This is a genomic window from Helicobacter sp. 13S00477-4 (genome assembly GCF_002272785.1).
Taxonomy (GTDB): domain Bacteria; phylum Campylobacterota; class Campylobacteria; order Campylobacterales; family Helicobacteraceae; genus Helicobacter_J.
The window spans coordinates 21571-47226 of sequence record NZ_MLAS01000013.1 but is presented as its reverse complement, the minus strand read 5'-3'; the positions used below and the strand labels follow the sequence as shown (position 1 = coordinate 47226).

General features: G+C 32.0%; 17 protein-coding genes and 1 pseudogene. 1 reads left to right on the top strand and 17 read right to left on the bottom strand.

Annotated elements, in window-relative coordinates; genetic code table 11:
- Nucleotides 1-25: 25 nt before the first annotated feature.
- The 3 genes and pseudogenes from guaA to groES form a co-directional block, all read right to left on the bottom strand.
- On the bottom strand, nucleotides 26-1582 hold the full coding sequence (gene guaA / locus BKH44_RS07130; protein ID WP_095271769.1) for a glutamine-hydrolyzing GMP synthase: 1557 nt from the start codon (nucleotides 1580-1582) through the stop codon (nucleotides 26-28).
- A gap of 307 nt (nucleotides 1583-1889) precedes the next feature.
- Nucleotides 1890-3530, bottom strand: a complete 1641-nt coding sequence (groL, locus tag BKH44_RS07125; protein ID WP_095271767.1) for a chaperonin GroEL — start codon at nucleotides 3528-3530, stop codon at nucleotides 1890-1892.
- A gap of 36 nt (nucleotides 3531-3566) precedes the next feature.
- Nucleotides 3567-3836: pseudogene (gene groES, locus BKH44_RS07120) on the bottom strand (co-chaperone GroES); the annotation flags it as partial.
- Between the two features lie 248 nt (nucleotides 3837-4084).
- Here groES and dnaG point away from each other — a divergent pair.
- Nucleotides 4085-5740 (top strand): DNA primase, encoded by a 1656-nt coding sequence (gene dnaG / locus BKH44_RS07115; RefSeq protein WP_095271761.1) that lies wholly within the window; start codon nucleotides 4085-4087, stop codon nucleotides 5738-5740.
- Nucleotides 5741-5835: 95 nt separating this feature from the next.
- On the opposite strand, the gene BKH44_RS07110 is transcribed toward dnaG, so the two are convergent.
- The 14 genes from BKH44_RS07110 to BKH44_RS07045 form a co-directional block, all read right to left on the bottom strand.
- On the bottom strand, nucleotides 5836-7098 hold the full coding sequence (locus BKH44_RS07110; protein ID WP_095271759.1) for an MFS transporter: 1263 nt from the start codon (nucleotides 7096-7098) through the stop codon (nucleotides 5836-5838).
- Between the two features lie 139 nt (nucleotides 7099-7237).
- A complete protein-coding gene (gene hisH / locus BKH44_RS07105; protein ID WP_095271756.1) occupies nucleotides 7238-7852 on the bottom strand; it encodes an imidazole glycerol phosphate synthase subunit HisH in 615 nt (204 codons plus the stop codon).
- Between the two features lie 53 nt (nucleotides 7853-7905).
- Nucleotides 7906-9303, bottom strand: a complete 1398-nt coding sequence (locus BKH44_RS07100; RefSeq protein WP_257842620.1) for a phosphomannomutase/phosphoglucomutase — start codon at nucleotides 9301-9303, stop codon at nucleotides 7906-7908.
- 11 nt (nucleotides 9304-9314) lie between these two features.
- Nucleotides 9315-11675 (bottom strand): tetratricopeptide repeat protein, encoded by a 2361-nt coding sequence (locus BKH44_RS07095; protein WP_095271754.1) that lies wholly within the window; start codon nucleotides 11673-11675, stop codon nucleotides 9315-9317.
- An 18-nt stretch (nucleotides 11676-11693) separates the two neighbouring features.
- Entirely contained in the window at nucleotides 11694-13187 is a 1494-nt protein-coding gene (gene nuoN, locus BKH44_RS07090; RefSeq protein WP_095271751.1) for an NADH-quinone oxidoreductase subunit NuoN, read from the bottom strand.
- Nucleotides 13180-14754, bottom strand: a complete 1575-nt coding sequence (locus BKH44_RS07085) for an NADH-quinone oxidoreductase subunit M (RefSeq protein ID WP_095271748.1) — start codon at nucleotides 14752-14754, stop codon at nucleotides 13180-13182. Before BKH44_RS07085 ends, nuoN begins: the two co-directional genes overlap by 8 nt.
- 3 nt (nucleotides 14755-14757) lie before the next feature.
- Nucleotides 14758-16623, bottom strand: coding sequence for an NADH-quinone oxidoreductase subunit L (nuoL, locus tag BKH44_RS07080; protein ID WP_095271746.1), 1866 nt, complete (start codon nucleotides 16621-16623; stop codon nucleotides 14758-14760).
- Nucleotides 16624-16625: 2 nt separating this feature from the next.
- Nucleotides 16626-16928, bottom strand: coding sequence for an NADH-quinone oxidoreductase subunit NuoK (gene nuoK / locus BKH44_RS07075; protein ID WP_095271743.1), 303 nt, complete (start codon nucleotides 16926-16928; stop codon nucleotides 16626-16628).
- Entirely contained in the window at nucleotides 16925-17476 is a 552-nt protein-coding gene (locus tag BKH44_RS07070; RefSeq protein WP_095271741.1) for an NADH-quinone oxidoreductase subunit J, read from the bottom strand. The genes nuoK and BKH44_RS07070 overlap by 4 nt, the downstream gene beginning before the upstream one ends.
- Before the next feature lie 8 nt (nucleotides 17477-17484).
- Nucleotides 17485-18069, bottom strand: a complete 585-nt coding sequence (gene nuoI, locus BKH44_RS07065; protein WP_095271738.1) for an NADH-quinone oxidoreductase subunit NuoI — start codon at nucleotides 18067-18069, stop codon at nucleotides 17485-17487.
- 10 nt (nucleotides 18070-18079) lie between these two features.
- Nucleotides 18080-19069: an NADH-quinone oxidoreductase subunit NuoH gene (gene nuoH / locus BKH44_RS07060; RefSeq protein ID WP_095271736.1), complete on the bottom strand. Its 990-nt coding sequence runs from the start codon at nucleotides 19067-19069 to the stop codon at nucleotides 18080-18082.
- On the bottom strand, nucleotides 19066-21480 hold the full coding sequence (locus BKH44_RS07055) for an NADH-quinone oxidoreductase subunit G (protein ID WP_095271733.1): 2415 nt from the start codon (nucleotides 21478-21480) through the stop codon (nucleotides 19066-19068). Before BKH44_RS07055 ends, nuoH begins: the two co-directional genes overlap by 4 nt.
- Complete coding sequence (locus BKH44_RS07050) at nucleotides 21473-23761, bottom strand: molybdopterin-dependent oxidoreductase (protein ID WP_180674142.1); 2289 nt, start codon at nucleotides 23759-23761, stop codon at nucleotides 21473-21475. The genes BKH44_RS07055 and BKH44_RS07050 overlap by 8 nt, the downstream gene beginning before the upstream one ends.
- Complete coding sequence (locus BKH44_RS07045) at nucleotides 23731-25656, bottom strand: FAD-dependent oxidoreductase (RefSeq protein ID WP_095271730.1); 1926 nt, start codon at nucleotides 25654-25656, stop codon at nucleotides 23731-23733. The genes BKH44_RS07050 and BKH44_RS07045 overlap by 31 nt, the downstream gene beginning before the upstream one ends.

Sequence of the window (25656 nt, the reverse complement as noted above, 5' to 3'; positions counted from 1 at the left end):
TGGAAATAAGATTTTATTATAAGTTTTATTCCCATTCAATAGTGCCTGGTGGCTTGGAGGTGATATCATAAACCACACGATTGATACCAGTAACTTCATTAATAATACGTGTAGATACTTTTTCTAAAAACTGATGGGGCAAATGAGCAAAAGTTGCTGTCATACCATCGATGGCTTCAACTGCACGGATACAAATCGTATTGTCATAAGTGCGATTATCCCCCATTACGCCTACAGATTTTACATTTAGCAAGACACAAAAAGCTTGCCATACATTATCATAAAAACCATTCTTATATAACTCATCAATAAAAATAAAATCTGCTTTTCTAAGTAAATCTAAATCTTGCTTATTTACTTCCCCCATAATACGGATAGCTAGACCAGGTCCAGGGAATGGATGGCGCATTAGCATATCTTGGGGTATCCCTAGTTCAAATCCGAGCATTCTAACTTCATCTTTAAAAAGCTCTCTTAAAGGCTCTATCAATTCAAATTTCATCCATTCAGGCAAACCACCCACATTATGATGAGATTTGATAGTTTTAGAAGGTCCTTTTACACTTACAGATTCAATCACATCAGGGTAAAGTGTGCCTTGTGCCAAGAATTTTATTTCTCCATTATTATTGTGTTTTTTTGCTTCAGATTCAAAAACCTCAATAAATGTCTCTCCGATGATTTTTCTCTTGGCTTCAGGCTCTATGATACCTGCAAGCCTACTTAAAAAAAGCTCACTAGCATCTATAGTGATGAGAGGGACTTTTAGATTCTGTTTGAACATTTTTTCTACTGCTTCTCTCTCTCCTGCCCTTAAAAGTCCATGATCGACAAAAACAGGTATAAGTTGCTCTCCGATTGCCTGATAAAGGAGAGTAGCCACAACAGAAGAATCAACACCTCCACTTACTCCGCAAAGGACTTTTCCTGTTTTTGTAATATTGCGAAGTTTTTCAATTTCACTTTTAGCAAATCTAGCCATATTCCATCCTCTGAAAGCCTTGCAAATTTTGAGTGCGAAGTTTTTCAATATTTCTCCCCCACATTCAGTATGGATAACTTCAGGATGAAACTGGAGTGCATAGATTTGGTTCTTTAAATTTGCTATAGCACAATAATGAGTATCCTCACTTTTTGCTAATTCTATGAAGCCATCAGGTATGATTTCAACTTTATCAGAATGACTCATCCATATAATGCTACAGGGCTTTACACCTTCAAAAATTTTATTTGAAATAGATGAGTTGAGTAGTTCTAAATTTGCTTTACCAAATTCTTGGACTTGTGCTTTGATGACTTTACCGCCAAAATAATCAGCAATATATTGCATGCCATAACAGATTCCAAGTATAGGAATTTTCAAATCAAATATCCTCTTATCTGGTTTATAGGCATCTTTTTGGTAAATGCTAGCTGGTCCACCACTCAATATTATTCCTTTTGGTTCCTTTGATTGAATGGATTCAAAACTTTCAAAATAAGGCACAATTTCTGTATAGACACCGTATTCACGAAGCCTTCTAGCAATAAGCTGTGTATATTGACTACCAAAATCTAATACTAAAATTTCTACTTTATCCATAAAAACCCTTCAGTAAATATTCTTAAAATCATAGCAAAACTTCCCTGTAGAGATATAAATTAAATATGGAGAATATATTTTGTAAAAATTTTTCCTTTGCATTAGTTTTGATAACATCATAGGACTATAGATTGGCCTTTTTAATAAAAATTTCAAAGATATTTTTATCCTTAAACAAACTAGATAGTAAAATTAATATAAGATTTATGAGATAAGATGAAGCTTTAAAATTTAGAAATATTAAAGAGCTACCTTTGATCAGGAAGCTCATTTGAAATATAGGATAATAAATCTGAGGCGAGGGGTATTACATCATACCGCCCATTCCTCCCATACCGCCCATACCTCCCATATCAGGCATAGGTGCAGGTTTATCTTCTTTGATTTCGTTGATAGTCGCTTCTGTTGTTAATAATAAGCTTGATACTGATACTGCATTCTGAAGAGCAACTCTAGCCACTTTTAGAGGATCAATGATGCCTTCTTTGAACATATCAACATACTCGCCATTGCTTGCATTGAAACCAAAAGATTCTTTGCTTTTTTCAACTTCATTGACAACTACACCTGAATCATAACCAGCATTAGCTGCAATTTGTGCAAGTGGAGCTTTTATGGCTCGTTTTATAATCTCATAACCAATAAGCTCATCATCTTTGAGTTTTAGGTTGACTTTTTGTGCTGCACGGATAAGGGCTGCACCACCACCAATAACAATACCTTCTTCAACAGCTGCTTTTGTTGCAGAAAGTGCATCATCAACTCTATCTTTTTTTTCTTTCATTTCTACTTCAGAAGCTGCGCCAACTTTTATTACAGCAACACCACCACTGAGTTTTGCCAATCTTTCTTGAAGTTTTTCTTTATCATAATCACTTGTAGTGGATTCAATTTGGGTTTTGATTTGAGCAATCCTATCTTTTACTTCTTTGCTACTACCTTTTCCATCTACGATAGTTGTATTATCTTTGTCTATGACAATCCTAGCGGCTTGCCCTAAATCACTAATTTCAGCATTTTCAAGAGTTTTGCCCAATTCTTCAGAAATAACTTGACCACCTGTTAAAGTTGCAATATCTTTAAGCATTTCTTTTCTTCTATCGCCAAAACCAGGAGCTTTTACAGCTGCTACATTTAATACACCTCTGAGTTTATTTACGACTAGAGTAGTGAGAGCTTCACCTTCTATATCTTCTGCAATAATGAGTAAAGGCTTACCACCTTTCATTGTTGCTTCAAGCAATGGGAGTATATCTTTCATGCTTGATATTTTTTTATCTGTCAAAAGGATGTAAGCATTTTCAAGTTGTGTAGTCATTTTGTCTGCATTAGTTACAAAATATGGTGAAAGGTATCCTCTGTCAAATTGCATTCCTTCTACTACACTCAGTTCATCATTAATACCTTTAGCTTCTTCTACAGTAATGACACCATCTTTACCAACTTTTTCCATTGCTTCTGCAATAAGTGCACCAATTTTTTCATCAGAATTTGCAGAAATAGTGGCAACTTGTGCAATGTCACTTTTGCCACCTATTTTTTTGCTTGCTTTTTTGAGTTCTGTGATGATGGCTTCACTTGCTTTGTCCATTCCTTTTTTAACTTCAATAGGGTTGGCTCCAGCAGTGATATTTCGTAAACCTTCTTTGAAAATACTATAAGCTAACACAGTAGCTGTTGTAGTTCCATCTCCAGCAGCATCAGCAGTTTTACTTGCTACTTCTTTTACTAGTTGAGCACCCATATTTGCAATAGGATCTGCCAATTCAATCTCTTTAGCTACACTTACGCCATCTTTTGTGATAGCAGGTGCACCATAGCTTTTTTGAATTAAAACATTTCTACCTCTTGGACCCATGGTAACTTTAACCGCGTCATTTAGTTGTTTGACACCTTCATAAAGTTTATTCCTTGCAGAATCTGAAAATTTAATTTCTTTATTTGCCATTTTTAACTCCTTAATTTTAAATGTTTTTTCTTATTTGCTCAAGATGCCCAATACATCTTCTAAATCTAGGACAATATATTCTTGGTTATCTAATTTGATTTCACTACCTTTGTATTTACCAAAAACAATAGTATCGCCTTCTGAAATACATTTACATTCATCAGCAACTTTTTTGCTTATAGCTTTTACTTTGCCCATAAGCGGTTTTTCTTTTGCGTTATCAGGGATAATTATTCCTGAACTTGTTTTGCTTTCTTCTTCTAGTCTTTCAACTAAAATTCTTTCGCCGAGTGGTTTGAATTTCATTGTTTTCTCCTTGTTTTCAAGTTTAATTTATTTTGAAAAATTAGCACTTAAAAAATTTAAGTGCCATAATTATAATGGATTTTGTTAAACGAGTCAATATATTTATGATAAATATATCAAAAAATATTAGTCTACAAGACTAAATATTAATATGTTTATATCATATAGCTTTTAAATAAGTTAGCATTTATTGAGATATATTTTTAAGGGTGAAGATAATAAAATAAGATAAAAATTAAAGGAAATGAATGATTGCTCAAGCCTCAATAGAAGGCTTAAAACAAGTTATTGATATTGTTGAAATTATTGATTCATATATTGAACTTAAAAAATCAGGTAGTAATTTTAATGCGTGTTGCCCTTTTCATGATGAAAAAACACCTAGCTTTATTGTTAATAGGACAAAAGGACTTTATCATTGTTATGGATGTGGCGTTGGTGGCGATGCTATAAAGTTTGTGATGGAATATGAGAAAATTGATTTTGTTGAAGCTGTTGAGAAAATTGCAGGGATGTTTAATTTTTCTTTGGAGTATGAAGGGAGTCAGATTGTTAAAAAAGATGATTCTAAAATTTTAGAAAGTATTTCTTTATTTTATCAAAGAAGGTTGATAGAGACACCTTATTATAGAGATTATTTACTACAAAGAGGAGTGAGTGAAGCTTCTATTGAAAAATTTGCACTTGGGTTTTGTGGTCCTAGTTTTGAGACCATAAGGTTTGCTCAAGAAAATGGATTTGATTTTAAAGAATTGGTTGCTTTGGGTATAATTGGTGAGGATAATGCACGCACTTATGCAAGATTTTCTGAAAGGATTTTATTCCCTATATATTCTCCAAATGGTAAGGTTGTTGGTTTTGGAGGTCGAACCCTTAAAGAGGGTTTTGCCAAATATATTAATTCTCCTCAAACCAGACAATTTAATAAATCAAAATTGCTTTATGGCTATCATATTGCCAAAGAATCTATTTATAAAACACAACAAATCATTGTTACTGAAGGTTATTTGGATGTCATCATGTTGCATCAAGCAGGTTTTAGTACTGCAGTAGCAACGCTTGGTACCGCTTTGACACAAGATCATTTGCCCTTGCTTAATAAAGGAGAGCCTAAAATTATTCTTAGCTATGATGGCGATAAGGCTGGCATTAACGCAGCATTCAAGGCATCAATATTGTTGTCAAAAGCAGGTAAGGCAGGAGGAGTAGTGATTTTTAATGGAGGACTTGATCCAGCAGATATGGTGGTGCAAAAAAAGATAGATGAGTTAGAAAATCTTTTTGCTTCACCAGTCCCTTTTATTGAATTTGTATTCGCTCAAATTGGACAAAAATATAATCTGAGTGATCCTCTTCAAAAAGAAATTGCCCTTAAAGAATCTGCAGATTTTTTACATAGTCTTTCTCCGTTATTGCAAGAAGAATATAGAGGATTTGTTGCAGATATTTTGAAGATCCCTTTAAACCTCATTGTCCCAAAATATAAAGGGAGTTATAAAAATAGTTTTGTAAGAGATACTTCAATTAATATCTCTAAAAATCCTTATGATAAGCTTGAAAGCCTAATTATCAAATATATTTTAGAGGATAGGAATTTATTGGATATCGCGATTGAGTATATTGATGAGAGTGTATTTTGTTATAGGAATAAAGAATTTAATGCTTTATGTAGAGGGGATTTTGAAGATAGTATATTGATTGGGATTGCTCTTGATGATAGTTTGTTAGTATGTGAGGATGGATTTGAAAAAGAGCTTTTAGTCTTAATATTAAAATACTATGAGAATCGACTCAAACAGATTCGTTTAGAAAATCATCTTGGTTTTGAAGAAAAAAGTTTTCAAATTAGGAAAATCAAAGACAATATTGTGAAATTAAAAAAAGGTCAGTTGGTAGCAATTTAAATATCACGTATTACGTTTGGATATGTGAGTTCAAAATATAACCCTATCGCTATGATAGGGGAGAAATCAGGAAAATTTTATTTTTAAAATAATTTTTAATTTAATTGGGTTTTTTTCGGCAATAAGCAACTGACTACGAGGCAAATTATCAGCATAATAATAATATAAACAAAAAACATATTTTCAAAACCATAGTTTTTAAATTGGAGGGCAAAATAGGGTGCTGTTCCCCCAAATACTGTATTGGCTATGGCATAAGAGAGTCCTGTGCCAAGTGCTCTGACTTGGATTGGGAAAAGTTCAGCTTTTATGATACCTGCCACAGAAGTATAAAAACTCAAAATGAGTAATGAGAATGTGATGATACCAAAAGCTATAGAAGGATTTTGCGTGTGTGCAAGCATATTTAAAATCGGATAAGTAAAGATTATTCCAAATATTGAGAAGATGATTAATGAATTCTTACGTCCTATTTTGTCTCCAAATGCTCCAAAAATTGGTTGGAGAATCATATAACAAAAAAGTGCTGCAAGCATAATATAATTAGAGGTTTGAGATGAAAAACCAGCTGTATTTATCATGAAGGTTTTGGTGTATGTAGTGAAAGTATAAAAACAAAGTGAGCCTGCTGCTGTGAAACCAAGTACCATCATAAAAGATTTTTTGTATTTGAAAAGTTCTTTAAGGCTTCCTCTATTTTTATATTGATTCAAGTTTTGAGTGCTGTCATGCATATTTTTTCTAGCAAATAGTGATAATAATGCCAAAATTCCACCGATCACAAAAAGAATTCTCCAAGCATAATCACCTAGTTCTTCTTGGGTATAAAATATTTCAATAATCACAGATGAAAAAACTGCAAGTAATTGTCCTCCAATGAGTGTAACATATTGAAAAGAAGAGTAAAATCCTCTATTTCCCTTACTTCCTAATTCTGAAAGATAAGTTGCTGCGATTCCATATTCTCCACCTACGCTCAATCCTTGTATCAATCTAGCAATCAATAAAAAGATGATCGCAGCATCTCCAACTGTATTTTTTGTAGGTAAAATTGCAATTAAAAATGAACCAAATGCCATTAAGATAATAGAATAGACCATTGATTTTTTTCGTCCAATTTTATCAGCAAGAGATCCAAATAGCCAACTCCCAATAGGACGCATTAAAAAACCTAATGCAAACACACCAAATGCAGATATAAGCTCTATGGTCGGGTTATTTGAATTTGAGAATTGATGGGCAAAATAATGAGCAGTGAAGGCATAGATATAAAAATCATACCATTCAACTAAATTGCCCGAGGAGGCTGCAATCATAGAAGTGATTTTTTGTTTGGTCGTGAGGATTTGTAATGACATAAACAATTTTCCTTTGTTGAAGTTGTGTTTGATTGAATGCTAGATTATTCCATAAAAATAATTTTAAGATATTGTTTTTTAATTTTAGTTATTTTTTAAAATATAAAAATGCTAAAAAAAGTAACACATTAAATAGATTTTAGAGTGCAGCAAAATTACTTAAAATTTTAAGACCATTTTGATGTGATTTCTCTGGATGTGCTTGTATCCCTAATATATTTTCTTTAGCTACGATGGCGGGGAATTTTTCTCCATAGAAACATTGTGCAACTAGATTTGTTGGATTTATTGAAGTAGCATGATAGCTATGGACAAAGTACAAATATGTTTTATCTTGAATATTTTTTACCAAAGGATGTTGGATACCCATTGATGTAAAATGACATTGATTCCAGCCTGTATGAGGGATACTTAAAGTTTTTGTTTCAAATTTAATGATTTCACCTTGCATCAATTCAAGACCACTATGTTCACCAAATTCTTTACTTTTTTCAAAAAGCAGTTGCATCCCTAAGCATATACCAAGTATATATTTACCTTTTTTTATGTGTTCTATCAAAGCTTCTTTCATGCCAGTTGTTTGTAGATTCAATATTGCATCTCCAAAGGCTCCTACGCCTGGTAAAATAAGTTTGTCATAATTTGGAATATTTGAAGGGTTATTCTCAATGATAGTTTTTATGCCAATAGTTTCAAAAGCATTTTTAACATTAGCCAGATTTCCCATATTGTAGTTAATGATACCTATTTTCATTGCCTAGCTTTATTTAGATTTTAATTATTATAATTTAAAATTCCTCAAAATTTTTAAATATTTTTTTTGATATGTTCAATTACACCTAGGAGTTTTTGTTTGTAGTGATTTGTTTTTTCTTGGTTTTGAGCTTCAAATCTGGTAACCAAAACAGGGGTAGTATTGCTTGCTCTCACAAGAGCCCAACCTTCTTTAAAAATTATCCTAAGACCGTCAATGGTTATGATATCAATTATTTTGGGGAAATCTTCAGAGGGATTTTTTAGGAATTGATAAAGTTCTTCAATAATAAGGAATTTATTTTCTTCTGTTGCAGGGATTTTTTCTTCAGATGTTGAATACATTCTTGGAAGGTTATTGATAATAGATTCTATTTGCTCAGGAGTATGGCTTAAAAATAATTCTAATGCTCTTAGTCCTGCATAAATAGCATCATCATAGCCAAAATAACGATCATTGAAGAACATATGCCCACTCATTTCTGCTCCTAAATGGGCATTGAGTTCTTTGAGTTTGACTTTAAGATTGCTATGTCCTGTTTTATACATCACGCTTTTACCTATTTTATTTATTTCATCATACATAATTTGGGAACATTTGACTTCCCCTATCACAAGAGGATCGATATTGGATTTTTTTAAGTTTTTGGCAAAAAGGATGGCTAATTCATCCCCTTTATAGATGTGATTAGTGCTTAATAAAGCAATCCTGTCAGCATCTCCATCAAATGCTAAACCAATAGAAATGTCGTGTTGTTTCATATGTTTTTTAATATCAGATAAGTTTTTTTCTTCGCTTGGATCAGGATGATGATTGGGAAAATTTCCATTAGGCTCGGCGAATAAAGAATAGTGTTGAATGTTTAATTGATCCAAAATATCTTCCATTCCAATAGCACCAACCCCATTACCATAATCTAAAATAATTTTATAAGGGAAATTTTTGAGAGACGAAAAGTGTTTGACTAAATAGTCTTTATAAGTTTCGAGTGCATTAATGTGGTAGTCTTTGCTAAGAGAGCATGTATAGATAATAGGATGATTTAAAAGCTCATTTCCTAATTCTTTTATTTCTTTGCCATAGAAAGGTTTAGCATTAATGGTTATTTTGAATCCATTATATTGAGGTGGATTGTGTGAACCTGTAATCATTATAGAATTAGGTGAAGTGATCGAATCTATGGTATTGCAAGTGGTAAAATAAGCTATAGGAGTAGGTACTAATCCAATATTATAGATTTTTATTCCCTTTGAACTTAACCCTTCTTTTATCCATTCATAGATTATAGGCGAATGGATTCTAGCATCGTAACCGATACAAATATCTTTTCCTCCATTTTTTTTGATTTTTTCTCCCAATAAAACCCCGATGCCAAAAACAATATCTTTTGTGAGATTTTTATCATAAATTCCTCTGATGTCATATTCTCTAAAAATACTCATATCAATCATTAGATACTTCCTTATTGTTTTTCAAGTAAATCAAGTGCTTGAGTGCATAGATTTTTCCAAGCAGAATTTATTGGGATATTTATACATTTTTGAAATGAATCTTTTGCTTCTTTGGTATTATTTTGAAGATTCTGTATAGAGCCTTTCGTATAGAAGGCTTTTTGAATTTGTTCTTGAGTGATTTTTTTGTCTAATAGGGCATCAACTTCAAATAATGCTTGCATGAGTTTATGGGTCTGGATGAGGGCATTGATTAGTTCAAATTCTGTGTAAGGTGTAAATTCATCGGTTTTATATTTATCTTGAAGATTGATAATATTTTGAGCATATATTTGTATGGTGGTTTGATTTTTATCTTTTTTTTGCCATTCAAGTAAAGTTGCATAGACTTTGATCATTCTTTTGTCATTTTTAAATAATTTTTCTAATGTTGAAGATAATTTTAGGGCTTCATTTTTATTATTGATATTTACAAGGTCAAAGAATAATGTAAAGCCAACATCGTAATATTGTGATTTTTTAGTTGAAGTCGACATAGAAAGAGCATCTCTTGCAGCCAAAATAGATGTTTTGTAATCCCCAAGCTGATAAGAGTTTTTGGCATCTCTATAAAGCCATGCAAGTTTTTTATCAATATTATTTTTTGCATTTAATGCCATTCCTTTGGCAATACTTTGAGCCTTTTTGTTTAAAGAGGCATCATAGAGACAATCAAAAGCTTGTAGTTTTTGATTGTCATCAAGTTGGTATTCTGAAGTTTGCAGCAGGTAAATATTAGCATTTTTGCAATCATTTTTTTCCAAGTAGGATTTGATGAGTTTATTGATAGCAAGTTGGACTATGGGAGAATTTTCTTTAAGATCTTTTCTCATATCGAGGACTTCTTTGTATTTTTTCTCATCTAAAAATATTTGTGCTTTTAATTGAAAGGCTTTTTGACTTTCTTCAGTGTTGGGGTATTTTTTGATGATATAGTCATAACGTTGGATTTTTTCTTCATTGCTACCACTGATCTCAAAAAGTATAGAATCATCTCTTGCTTTAACAGATTTTGCTTTAGGGTTTGTAGGGTAGTCTTTGAGGTAATTTAGATTCGCAATGTGGGCTTTGTCAAATTCTTTAGCTTTTTGATACAAAACTCCTAAATCATATTTGATTTGTTCTTGAATTTGTGTGTTTGTTGTGTGCTTTGATACATACTCTCCTATATCAGCAGTAGTTTTATAAAGTTTATTTTTTTTCAGGAAATCCATAATTTTGTAGGTTCTTGTAGGTTCTTGTGTGAAAAATTGTGGATTGGCTTGCAAGATTTTATCAATCAATTCTTTAGCATTTGAAATATTTTGCTTTTTTATTTCAAATGTTGCCCAATTGAGTGCAATAATGCTAGCACTTTCAATATCTTTGGCTTGTGTATAGGCTTCTTGGAAATAAACTGCAGCTGATCCAATGTTTCCGGTATTTGTTAGTTGAATAGCTAACTGCATTTTAGCAAGAGGAGCATACCTATTTTTAGGGTATTCTTGAATGATTCTTTTATAATAGTATTGTGATTCTGAATAATATCTGATACCGGTATAAGCATTCCCTAATAGATATAAAACTTGTGGAACTGATGTATCGTTAGGGTATTGTTTGATCCAGCTAAGACCAATTTCTATAATAGCATCTTGTTGATTTTTATTGATTTTTGATAGTGCTATGAGTTGATAGAGATAGAGATCTTTTTTAAATATAGTATCGGGAAATTGCTTGAGTGTTTCATTGATGGTGTTTAATGCTTGATAATAATCTTTTTTTTCCATAAGAGATTTTATTTTCATGTAACTGTTAGAATCAAAACCTTTTGAGTAATTTAGAGGCTCATTGTTTATATCAAGTTCTGGTATATAAGGGGTTTGGGCATTTTCAATGAGGATAGGGAAGTTTAAACCTTTTGGTTTTTGATTTGACAAAAAGGGTATTTGATCTTCAAATCCTATGATTTGCCAGGATTTAGATAAAGAAGGTTTTTCTCGTGTGATTTGTATATTTTTTTTGAGATCTAGAGGGACAGCAAAAAGCTTTTGTTTTTTTTTGGGTTTGATATAAAGATGAAATTTTCCTTTTATCATTTGATAGTAAAACTCAAAAAATGTTGTTTTTACTGGTATAAAACCTTCTTTTGGAACAGCATCAATGATACATTCAATGGTTCTATTTTCAATATCAGTGTGACCAAAAATTGTTTTACACGCAAAAGGTTGAGGATTTTTTATATTGAGTACTGAGAAATTTTTTGAATTTTCTTTTCCATAATTGAGTGTGATTTCAAGAGAGGACAAAAGATTTGAAAACACAGCTAAGAATAGAAAAGTTTTTAAGTGGATCAAAGATTTCTCCAAAAAAGATCAATAAATATTATTGGTGATATATTTTGAAGTAATATCAAGCAAAAATTGGACCACAAAAATAGATAAGCAGCAAATTATAGCAACAATTCCAATAACTCCTTTGATAGAATAGGTTGAATTTTCTAAATAAATTTCAGAGTTCTGCGTTCCAATAATAGGTTTTTTAAGAAACATAAAAACAATGAGTTTTAGATAATAATATGCAGCAATAGCACTATTTAACATCATTGTAATAGCTAGCCAAATATATCCAGCATTGATAGCTGAACTCACTGCAAACATTTTACCCCAAAAAACTGCAAATGGGGGTATGCCTGCGAGACTGAGCATAAAAATAGCTAATAAAATTGCCATTAATGGAGAAATCCTTACCAACCCTTGAAATTTTGAATAAGGATGATCGTAGCGAGGATGCCATAATTTTTGTTTGTTTTTTGAAAGCCAGAGGATACTGAATGCACCTATATTTGTTATGAGGAATAAAAACCAATACAAAAACATTGCATTTTGACTTTGTGTTGTATTGATAAAAATACAAGCTAAGGCAAAACCAGAGTGAGAAATGGAACTAAAAGACAGCATTCTTTTAATATCTTCTTGTATTAAAGCCATGATATTAGGCAAGGTGATTGTGATGATTATCAAAATGTAAAGCAAGTTTTCTATCCAAGTGATTTCTGATTTGATAAAAATATCAAATATCCTTATAGCTATTGCAAAGCCTGCTATTTTTGGGATGATTGAAATATATCCAGCAAGTACAGGGTTACTCCCTTCATAAACATCAGGCATCCAAGTATGGAAAGGTACAAGTGATATTTTAAATCCGATGGCTCCAACCATGAATATAAAACCAATCACCAATAAAATAGTCGGTTCAAAATTGTTTTTATAGATTGAAGCAATGATATTGTGCATTTCAATACTACCTGTAGAAAGATAGAAAAACATTGCACCTATTATATAAAAGGCACTTGCTAAAACACCCATCACAAAATATTTCATAGCTGCTTCAATACCTGTATTTTCATCATTGAAAGCAATAAGTACACAGAGTGATAGTGAAGCTATTTCAAGACCAAGTAGGATTAAAATGAGATTATCACTTGAAACCATAAACTGAAAACCTGCAGTCATAAATAAATATAAAGGATAAAATTCAGGAGTTTGAAATTCTGCATAACGTTTTTTTGAGATTGCTAAAAATATAAAAAATAAACTCCCTATTAATATAATGATTTGAGTCAATATAGAGACTCCATCAAGAGTTATTAAGCCAAAAAAACCAGAATCAAAATCCCTAAGCCCTAAGATAAATGCTAAGTCAATCGCAATAAAGAGCATACACAAAGCTACATTGAGGCTACGAGAAAACTTGAGTGTGAAAGCATTGACTGCTAATATACAAAGCCCTCCAAAAATAACAATAAACATAGGAAAAACTGTATGCAGTTTCAAATCCCCAAAAGAAAGATTAAGAGTATCAAGCATATTGCACCTCTTTGAGTAGTTTTTGTATATGTAATGTATCAAGAGCAGTTTTTTGTTTGTTTAAAGAGTTTTGCAGATGGATTTTTGTATTTTCTTTGATTGCCCTATCATTCATAATTTGTAATAATTGTTGAGTGCTATTTTGAATAGGGATTAAAATAGGCTTAGGATAGATTCCAAAAAATATAATCACAACAACAAAAGAAATCATTACAGTCATTTCTCTGGGGCAAAGGTCTTTGAGTGTGAGGTTTTTTATATTTTGGATCGAACCTAAAAATACTTTTTTGTATAAAATGAGCATATAAATCGCAGATAATATAATGCTTGTTCCAGCCAATAGAGTTAAAATAGGATGAGACTTAAAAAATCCCAGCAAGCTAAAAAATTCACCAATAAAGCCTATGGTAAGTGGTAAGCCAACATTTGCCATCATTACTATACCAAACATTGTCGCATACTTAGGCATTATTTGAGCTAACCCTCCAAATTCTGAAATTTGTCTTGTTTTTTTTCTATGATAAATCATCCCTACTAGCATAAATAGAGCTCCACTAATAATCCCATGCCCAAACATTGTGAAGATTGATCCTCCAAGACCTTCAAGATTGAGCGCAAATGTTCCTATTACTGCAACACCCATGTGTGATATTGAACTATAAGCAATAACTTGTTTCATATCAGTTTGGGCAAATGCAAGCATCCCTCCATAAATGACCATAAATAATGCCAAAATAGCTATGGGAACTACAAGTGCAAAGCTTGCATCTGGAAAAAATGGCAATGAAAATCTAATCAGGGCATAAGTACCCATTTTTAGTAATACGGCTGAAAGGATTACTGATCCTAATGTTGGGGCATCTCCATAGGCATGTGGTAGCCAAGTATGGAAAGGAAATATAGGGATCTTAACTGCAATACTTACAAAGAAAGCCAAAAATAACCAAATTTGAATATCAAATGGCAATGTAAGGGTATACCAATCTAAAACATCAAAACTCCATTTTCCTGTCGTTATAAAAAATAGGTAAGCAAAATATAGTATGCCAATAAACATAATTACTGATGATGTAAATGTGTATAAAAAGAATTTTAATGCTGCATATATTTTTTCTCCAGTTCCCCAAGCCCCTATCATATATAAGATAGGTATGAGTGAAATTTCCCAAAATATATAAAATAACACCATATTTAAGGAAGAAAACACTCCCATTAAAATACTTTCAAGAAGCAATAAGCAAACAACTAGATGATTTTTATCATTGGGCTGATTGAGATAAATGGTTCCTAAAAAGATGATAAAAGCATTCAGGATCAATAAAAAGAGTGAAATCCCATCAATGCCTATATGATAATTAATACCATAAGTTGTGATGAGAGCAAAAGTATTTTCAAATTGCATATTTGGATTTGAGTAATCAAAACCCATCCATAAAACCATCACTAAAATAAATTCAATCAGGCTAATGGTGATTCCGTATGGTTTGGCAACATTATTATCCATCATGAAGATAAAAATGGAAGCTAGAGCCGGAAAAAAAATAATAATACTAAGCAAATAGTCCATGATTTACCTCCAAAGTCCAATGATTGCGAATAAAAGCATCATAAAAATGCCAAAACTCATCAAATGTAGAGAGCTCGTGATGTTTCCATTTTGAATAGAGCGAAATATTTTACTTAGCAATATCAATAGTTTACCGATGCTATCGACAGTTGCATCAATAATTTTTATTTCAATGTATTTCCATAGAAAATTTGAAATATTAATAAAAGGAATTATTAGGAATTTTTTATAAAGCTGAGGAATATAGTATTGATTGGCAAGGATTTGATATAAAAATCCGGATTTTGTCTCTTTAAATCCATTATAATAACGATATATAGCATACAAAATCGATAGAATAACGATAAAGCTTGTGATGAAAATTAACAATAAGATAGGTGCGTGGAATTGTTTTAAATTTGGAATACTTTGAGCAATGAAATAAGAGAAATTTTTTTCAAAAAATCCTGTAATTATGGCTAATATAGATAATGGAAACATACTCCATAACATAAAAGATTTTGCTTCATGGGGATGTTTGATTGTGTGTTTTTGTGGTCCAAAAAATACAAGCATTATGAGTCTGAAACTATAAAATGCTGTCATAGCAGCTCCGATCAATAATATGAACCATAAAAAATAATGTTGAGAACCAAAGCTTATTTCCAATATTTTATCTTTTGAAAAAAAACCAGCAAAAGGATAAATACCTGAAAGTGCTGCAGAAGCAATGATCATAAAAATTGCACTTAATTTGAGAGGTTTGAAAAGGGCACCCATTTTTGTAATATCAAGTTTGTCTTCCATTGCATGCATTATATTACCAGCTCCTAAAAATAGGAGTGATTTAAAAAATGCATGAGTAAATAAATGGAACAATGCAATCCAATAAGCCCCAATCCCTGCTGCGACAAACATATAACCAAGCTGTGATAATGTAGAATATGCAATGATTCTTTTAAGGTCTGTGTTCACTAATGCCATACTTGCTCCAAAGATTGCCACAAATGCACCAAGACAGGCGATAAAATATCCAATATTGGGAATTGCATCATAGATTGGATTTGAACGGATGATTAAATATACACCTGCTGTTACCATTGTTGCAGCGTGGATAAGTGCTGAAACTGGCGTAGGACCTTCCATTGCATTTGCGAGCCAAGTATGCAGTGGAAATTGAGCTGATTTGCCCATAGCACCTATGAACAATAAGATACCAATTGTGCTTAAATAGGGAATTGGAATATCTATAGAAGTGATAATATCAAAGACTTCTTGGTATTTGAGCGTGCCAAATACCCAATAAATCATAATAATTCCAAGTAGCATAGCTAAATCTGCAATTCTATTCATTACAAAAGCTTCAATAGAGGCTTTGTTAGCACTTTCTCTCTCATACCAAAAACCAATGAGCAGATAAGAACATAGCCCCACTCCTTCCCATCCTATAAATAACCCTAAAAAATTATCACTAGTTACTAGCACCATCATTGAAAAAACAAATCCAGAAAGATAGCTAAAATATCGGTTATAGCCTTTATCTTTTTCCATATATCCAATTGAATAAATATGAACCAAAAGTGAAACAAGGCTGACGACTAAAATCATTGTAGCACTAATAGGGTCTAGCATAAAAGAAAATTCGGTTTGAAAATCTCCTAAACTTAGCCAGTCTATTAGGCTGATTTCAAATTTGACTCCATTTGTGGCACTTATGAATAATATCACACTGGCTATAAAGGATAAAAAGATAAAAAAAGAATTTAAAATACCAACATGAAAAGATTTTTCTTTATTTCCATAAAAACCTGCATATATAGCCCCAAACAATGGAGAGAAAATAACCAAACATAGAAGAAAGATATAGGCTTTGTCAGATAAGAAATACATTTTTAATCCTTCATTGTATTTAAATGATCAATGTCAAGAGTTTTGTATTTCTTAAACCACATAATCACTAATCCAAGTCCAATGGCTACTTCACTTGCTGCTATTGCGATGATAAAAAGAGCAAAAATTTGCCCATTCATATCGCCTATAAAATTTCCAATAGCTACAAAACCGATATTAAGTGCATTAAGCATTATTTCTGTTGAAAAAAATAGCATTAAAATATTTTTACGTTTTAGCATACCAAATAGACCAATACAAAACATCAATGCACAAAGTATTAAATAATGACCCAAGCTTATCATAGGATTTCCTTTATGGGTTCTTGTGATGGAAATTCGATTTTTCTTAATCCTGTTGCAATCCCACCTATCATAGCAGCTAGAAGCATTACAGCGGCAACTTCAAACGGAATGAGGTATTTTGTGAACAAAATATATCCAATGAGTTCAATATTGCTTATTTTATTTGTCATAGCTGTAGCGGTATCAATTTGTATTTTTGATAGATTTTGACTTACAATAGGAGCCCCTAAAATTAGCACAAGAATAATGACAATCCCAAACACTAATATGTAAACAAGTTTTTTGGAATGGGAACGTTCAACTACATCTTGTGAGCTATCAAAAAACATCATTCCAAATGCATACATTACAATGACAGCTCCAGCATAAACTGCAATTTGTGTTACTCCTAAAAATTCAGCTCCCAATAAAAAGAAAAATGCTGAAATGAGTATCATTCCACTTGCAAGAGCTGTAATAGCATATAAAATGTTTTTGGTCGTTACTGCTATTAAAAACATTGATAAACTCAAAATCGCAAATATATAAAAAGCAATTGTCTCAAACATAGATACTCCTAATAATCCAAAGGGGTTTTTTTAATTTTTTTATCAGCATCAATACTTGGTGAACCAAAACCTTGAAATTCAATTTGCGAATAATTTTTTGCATCATCAATATTTTTTAGAAAATCTTCTTTGATGCCAAAATGTGCCCTCTGCTCGCTTGCATTTTCGAATCTATTCCCCATAACAATAGCCAGTTCTGGACATACTTCTGCACACAATCCACAATAGATGCAACGACCTAAATTGATTGTATAACTGTCAATTTTTTTTCTCCCATCCTCGCCTTTATGTGTTATGATGCGTATACAATTACTGGTGCATATTTTTTCACACAATCCACAGCCAATACATCTTTCCTCGCCAGATTCAAGTAAACGTTGTAGATTGTGTACAGCTCTATATCTTGGGCTTAATGGAAGGATTTCTAGTGGATAATGGATAGTAACTTTTTTACTAAAAAATTCTTTAAAGGTAAGAGCAAGTCCTTTAAAAAGATCCATCCCGCAAGTAGTTTTTACAGATTTAAAGAATTTTTCAGGTATGGAAGCTTTAGGTTGGCTTGTTTGTATCCATTTGTAATGTTGTTTTGACATGTTTGTCCTCCTATAACAAAATAGCAATGCTTGTGATTAAAATATTTAATAATGCCAATGGCATCATAATTTTCCAACACATATACATCAATTGATCAGGTCTTACATGTGGAAATGTTGCTCTTGCCCACATTGATAAAAATACAAAAAAACAAACTTTTAATATTATAGCAATCCCTCCAGGTATAATCCATAAGGGATTAAATCCCCCAAAGAAAATAAGAGAGATAACAAAACAAAATGCAAATAAATGTGCATATTCAGCCAGGAAGAACATCCCCCATTTTAACCCACTGTATTCAGTAGCATAACCAGCAACTATTTCAGCTTCGTGTTCAAGGAGATCAAAGGGGGTTCGATTCAGTTCTGCATAACTTGCTATCAGGAAAAGTAAAAATGCTAAAGGTTGTTTGAAAACCAACCAATTTAAAATCCCTCCAGATTGATAATTATTAATCTCAACTAGAGATAAAGAGCCTACAATCATTAAAGGAGCCAGAATAGTTAATGTACTCACAACTTCAAAGCTTAAAAGTTGTATAGCAGCTCTTGCTGCTCCGATTAAAGAATATTTGCTTGAAGATGATAGCCCTGCAAGTAAAGGGGCGTAAATACCAACAGAACCCATAGCTAAAAAAAATAATAAACCAATGTTGATATCTGAAATAATAGGTCTGATTTCATAGCCAAAAATCATAAAATTTCCAAAAAATGGAATAGGAGCCATTGAAACAAAAGCACTCATCATGGCGATAACTGGAGCAATGGTAAAAATAATCTTATTGGCATTTTGTGGTAGAATATCTTCTTTGCTAAAAAGTTTAATACCATCTGCGATAACTTGAAATAGCCCCCAAGGTCCTACATAACTTGGTCCAAGTCTACGTTGAAAAAATGCTAATATTTTTCTTTCGATGTAAGTTGCAAATCCGCCTAAAAATGAAAAAACTAAAACTAAAATTAAGATTTTAATCAATGTTTCTACGATAAATGCACTCATTTGCATTCCTTTAGTGTTAGATTTTGAAAAATATTTTGTCTAAAAAGACCCGATCTATCTAAACAAGGAGAAATGATAAAAATATCTTGCTCTAAATCATAATCAATATAGATATTACCTTCAATGCAATGGTTATCTTTTTCAAGACAAATCAAATCACCTTGTTTTAAATTAAGAGTTTCTAAGTTATTTTTAGAAGTGTATATGCCTATCTTTGTTTGTAAATTTTCACTTTGAGCTGTGGTATCTGAAAAGTGTGCTTGTGGGTATTTTAGATAAGCATTAAAGGTTTGGGGTATGATAGATTTTATGATGCTTATAGGGTATGATGATGGATTTTTATCAGGTTCTATTTGATAGCCACGTTTGTCTTCCCCGCTATTTGTATAAAAATTTCTTAAAAAATCATATTTAATATTCTTATAACCAGCTTTTTTTGGTAAAAGATGAGTATAATCAATAAGACTTTCTGCCTTAAAACCAAAAGCTTGTCCAATATCACTCAAATCATAGCCATTGTATGGAAGTGCAGGTTTAAGAGGTAGTAGTTTATATTCAAAATTTGTTAGCGTACCTTCTAATTGATTGATTGCAGGTAGGATAAAATTAACTTTTTGTTTTTGCTTATTTTTTGAGTTGATTTTATCAGAATCCATTATATATTCTCCAATTGAGCGGATACCAATGGTATTTTTTAATTCCCCATTATCTTCATCTAAATTACAAATCAAAGAAATACCTACAGAGTTAGTTTCAGGAGGTATAAGGATGATTTTTATATGGGTATTTTCTTCAAGGTATTTTAGTAGGGTTGCGATATTTTTAGCATTTTGGTGTTTGTAAATATCTTGTCCAATGACTAAAATAGGATAATTTGCAGCCTTTAGTAAAAATACAATTTTTTCATAAATTTCATATGTTATACCTATGTCTTGAAGGATTTTATAATAAGGCAAACTAATAGTTTCGTTAATTTTTTCAATGATTTCTTTGGGTGGTTGTCCTTCTTCTTGAGGGATAATTTTTTTGATTTCTTTGGTGATGGTTTTTTGGATATCTATTTTTGTGTCATATATTTCTTTTAGAGAATCTTCAGGATTGAGTTCAAGTGCCATTAATATAGCAGCAAGCATGATTTCATCACCTTTTGGCGAATATTGAATACTTAATATATTTTTAGTAAGCTTTTCTATTAGCATATCTTTAATAGGGTGTGCATAAATTAAGGAAGTATTTTTATTCAGTTTTAAAGTATTGTTGATTGCATATCGCAAGAGAGGATTTTCAGTTTTGAGGCTTGAGCCTATTGTAATGATAAGATCAGATTTTTTTACATCTGAAAGATTTATAATTTGTTTTTGAGAGAGGATATTTATAAAATCTTTAAAATGTTTTGTTTCTTCGCAATAAAGTTTGAATCCAATTTTTCGACGTAAATTTTCTATCAAATATGCTTCCTCATTTGTAACATCACCTCCAATTCGCACAGCTTTTGCATTTTTGAAAATACTGATTGCTTCAAATAAATTTTTACTACCCTCTTTGCTTGAAGCGATATCAAATGCAAATCTACCTGTTCCACAGATTGGATTGTGATTGAAATTATTACTGATACGGTAAATTTTTTGATTTTCTCCTGTGATATCTTTGTGCCTGACTTCATAAGTAATGAGGCATCCTGCAGGGCAATGTGGGCAAGTTGAATTTATTTTTTGTAATTCCCAAGCATTTGCTTTATAGCTAAAGTCTTTATAACCAAGTGCTCCTACTGGACATACTGATATACATTCACCACAATCAAGACAAGGACTTTCTCCAATAAAACCAATCAAGGCTTTTTGTTTTCTACTCCAGACTGTATAAGGATCTTTGGGCATATTGTCTTTAAATGAATCAGGAGAATGTAAATCTGTCTTAATGGCTTTTAAATTATTTTCTCCAATATTGTCTTTACAAGTAGTAACGCATCGTTCACATAAAATACACAGATCAGGATCATATATTGCTTGAGCCCAAAATCCAGGCTTTTTTGCATCATCTTGAATTCTAAAAGGTTGAGTTTCTACTTGCATCCTTAAGGTCATATCCTGTAGTTCACATTCACCGCTTTTATCGCATACTCCACATTCTAAGGGGTGATTCACATCATATGTTTGCATGATTGCTTTTCGTTCAGAAACTATTTCTGGAGTTTGAGTAAAAATTTCAGAATTATTTTTGACTTTTGTATTGCAGCTATAGATACGTTTTCCATCCATTTCTGACATACACATTTTGCAAGCTACTGTTGGTGAACATCCTGTCAAATAACAAATAGCAGGGATATAAATATTATTTTTCCTGGCTACTTCAAGGATAGTTTGTCCTTCTTCACATTCTAATTGATGATTATCTATTTTAATCTTAATCATTTTTCACTCCATTATTTAGGGTGATTTTTTCATAAGGATATTTTTGTTTTGAAATAGAATATTTTCCACTATCAAAAACTGCAATCATGCCTTTGAAGTATTCTTGTTCAACAAAATCACAGCTAAAATTTTGACCATTGAGATTAAAGGATACTTTTTGATGAGAATGGATTTTATTGGCGATTGCAAATTGTTTGGAACCTATGATTTTTGGAGAATCAAAATTCAAAAAATTCCCAGAAGGTTTTGGAGTGAATAAAATTGAACCATTAGATTCAGGAAGGAAATCAATAGTCTTGATTTTTTTGGTATTTTTTGCGATAAAAGATTTTTGTTCTAACTTATATCCTCTGATTTCTTCTCCATTTTTTTCAAAATAATTAGACAATGAGTCATAATCAATACTTTTAAACCCCTTTTCTGGAGGGAGTTTATGTGTAAACTCTATCAAAAAAGTTTCTTTAAGTCCAAAATGCTGGGCAATATCACATAAATCATAAGATTCATAAGGCAAGGAAGCAAAAATAGGCATTAATTGATAATCTGTATTGACAATAGTTCCTTCAAGTTGCGTCAAAGAGGGAAGAATCATATCAATTTTTGGGGCAAAATTTATATTTTCTTCATAGATAATCTCTTCAGAAAGTTCATTGAGTATAAATTCGCCATTTGTTCTATATCCAATAACATTTGTATTGTTATGGTTATCAGTATCTAGATTACAGATTAAAGAAATGCCTGTTGCATTTCCTCCAGGTGATAAAATGATGATTTTTAAGGGTGTATATTGTTCTATCAATCCTAGCATATAAGCAATATCTTCACAATGAGAATGATAGAAAAGCTCATGACCTACAAACAGAATGGGATTTTTTGATTTTTTAAATATTTCAGTAAGGTTTTGAAGCTCTTCTTCGCTGATATTGGATTCTGAACTTAGATATCCAATATCAAGGTTTTGTATAAAATCTGCGATTTCTTCATTGAGATGCAAATCTTTTAGAAAATTTGCCATCATTAGGGCAACAACTCCTAATTCTGTATTGACTTCATATTGGATATGGGAGTGTTTTTTTAAACGATCATCAACGATGGGGTGTAGGTAGATATATTTCATTTTTTGTGAATTGATAGCTTGAGCAATTTGACTTTTTAATACAGGCATTTCATCAAATATATAACTACCTAAACTCAAGCACATATCAGCGTTTTTGAGGGTATTTTTTGTATCAAAAATAGGTTTATTTGAAATGGATTTTAAAGTTGTAACAAAATTTTGATATACCCTTGCATCTTCACAATATAGTTTGAGTCCAAGTTGATTTTTGAGGTAATTTATAATATAAGCTTCTTCATTAGTTGTTTGGAGCCCTATCCTTATCGCAATAGCATTTTTGAATGCTTTGATAGCAGATTCAAAAGCTGGATGATTTTTTTGCCAAACTGGAAAATTAATAAAATTATGCCTTCCAGAATGACAAAGTTGTGCAAATTCCATTTGTGTATTGCTTCTATAAATTTTTTTATTTTTGCTGATATGTTCGGTTTTATGTGTATTTTTTGTTTCATAAATTATATAGCAACCAAGTGAGCAATTTGTGCAAGTGCTAGAGATTTTTTGTAATTCCCAAGCATTTGAATTATATTGAAATCTTTGAGATATCATAGCACCTGTAGGGCATACACTCACACATTCATCACAATCTTCACAATAATTTTCTTCATTAATACCTATTTTGGAATTATATCCTCCAGCAACAACTTGTAAATAGTTATTACCTACGATTTGGTTGCAGACTCTTGCACAACGTTCACACATAATACAAAGACTTTCATCATAAATTTTATTTTTGAAAGAAATAAAATCATCTTGCCTTTGTTTTGCTCCAAAGCTCTGAAAAGGAATTTTTGTCTCAAGTACTTTATCTTGCAGCTCACATTCACCACTTTTATCGCATACCCCACATTCCAATGGATGGTTTATGGATAGGAATTTCATTATTTCTTGGCGATATTGTTGTATTTTCGATGTATGGGTATAGATTTTACTCCCATGTATAGCTGGACTTTTGCAAGAGGCAATAATATTGCCACCTTCTTCTTCAACAACACACATCCGACAAGCTCCTACAGGCAAGAGTTTTGGTAAATGACATAAAGTAGGTATATAGACATTATTTTTTCTAGCTATTTCAAGGATGCTTTCACCTGGATTGAAAGAAAATTTTTGGCTATTGATATAAATTTCCATTATATTACTGCCATTGCTATATAGTAACATCGCATACATCTTTGTGCTTCATTGATAGCTTCTTGATTGGAAAATCCAAGATTTACCTCGGAAAAATTATTTTTCCTATCTTCAGGCAATATTTTTTCACTTTCAGATCGTTTTACTCCTTTTATCCAGCCTTGAATAGTTTCATCACGATTGAATACGCCAAAAGTATGTAGATAATCCTCCATTTTTTCATCATCGTTTAGTGAGATTTTACCAGTTTGTAAATAGCGTTTTATGACACTTGCTACTCTTTTACCTTGTCCGACAGCATTTACAATAGTAAGCGGTCCACTCACGCAATCCCCACAACCAAAAACTCCTTTTTTATTTGTGTGAAAAGTCCCTGTTTCTGTTTGTAGAGTCCCCCATTTGGTTAGTTCTATTCCCCAATTTTTTGGAAGATATGAAAAATCAGGGATTTGAGAAACTGCTGGAATTAGAATATCACATTCAATTTCTAAGGGTGGTTTATCAATTCTTATCAATTCTCCTTTTGGGGAAGAAGGAGTTTTTTTGAGTTCAAAGTTTATTACTTGCACTGAAGTGATTTGGTTGTTTTCAGAATTAATGCGGTCAATAGCACTTAAGAATTTAAATTTTACACCTTCTTCAAGGCTTTCGTGATATTCTTCTTTTGAAGTATTGTTAATGATGGAGGCTTCATCTCTACGGTAAAGCATAGTTACAGATTTTGCTCCTAGTCTTATTGCACACCTTACAACATCCATAGAAGTAAATCCCCCTCCAACACAAACAATATTCTTTCCTTTTAAATCAGGTAGGCTGCCTATGTTGAATTTTTGAGCTAAATTGACTTTATCCATAAAAGAGATGGCAGGGAAATAACCTTTTAATTTGGGATTTTCATCTACAACACCTAGTTTTTTAGATATCCTTGCACCAGTAGCAAGGATGATGGCTTGTGTAGATTTTTCAAGTTCTAGCATTGATTTTTCATCCATTGGGCTTGAAGTGTGGAATCTTACACCTAGTTTTTTAAGCATATCAATATCATGATTGTAATGAGAGATAGGCATCCTATAGTCTGGAACACCTACAGCAACCTCTCCACCAAGAACAGGTAAAGCTTCATAAACATCAGTATTAATGCCTTCTAGAGCCAAATAATAAGCAGCACTCAAACCAGCAGGTCCAGCTCCAATGATAGCTATTTTAGATTCAGAATGAATTTTATCAGGAGCTTTTGGATGTTGATAAGGAAGTTGCATATCGTATTCGTAATCTGCCCCGACACGTTTGAGTTCCATAATACTTATAGGTTCATCAAGAATAGATCGTCGACAAGCACTTTCGCAAGGATGTGGACAAACCCTACCACAGACTTGTGCCAAGGGCATTGATCCTCTTGTGGCAATCAGAGATTCTTTAAAAAGCATATCTCGGACACCTTCTATATAGCCAGGTATATTGACATGTGAAGGACAAGCATCTGTGCATGGTGCAGTTATTTTAGAAATATAATGTTGTTTTTTACCTTGTATTGAAGATGTGGTAAAAATCTCTTTTTTGGATTTTAATATTTGCAATATTGGTTTGGGGGTTGTTTTGCCAATCTCACATTTGCTTGTTGCAATCATTAACTCGCATACTTTTTCTAAATGTTGTATATCTGTTTGTGAAGATTGGGGATTTTTTTGGATTTTGTCCAAAAGTTCATATAGGACTTTTCCTCCATATTTTCCTGGAGTACATCTTCCGCAAGCTTCGGCATAGCATTGGTATTGAAAAGCATAATTTTTAAGTGTATCTAAAATATCAGTACTTTCATCAAAAATAACTAAACCATCCCATCCTATAAATGCTTTTAGTTTATCGCTTTGAAGATGATTTGGAAAATCTTGTATGGGTATAGAATAGGGGATAGAAGGATACAT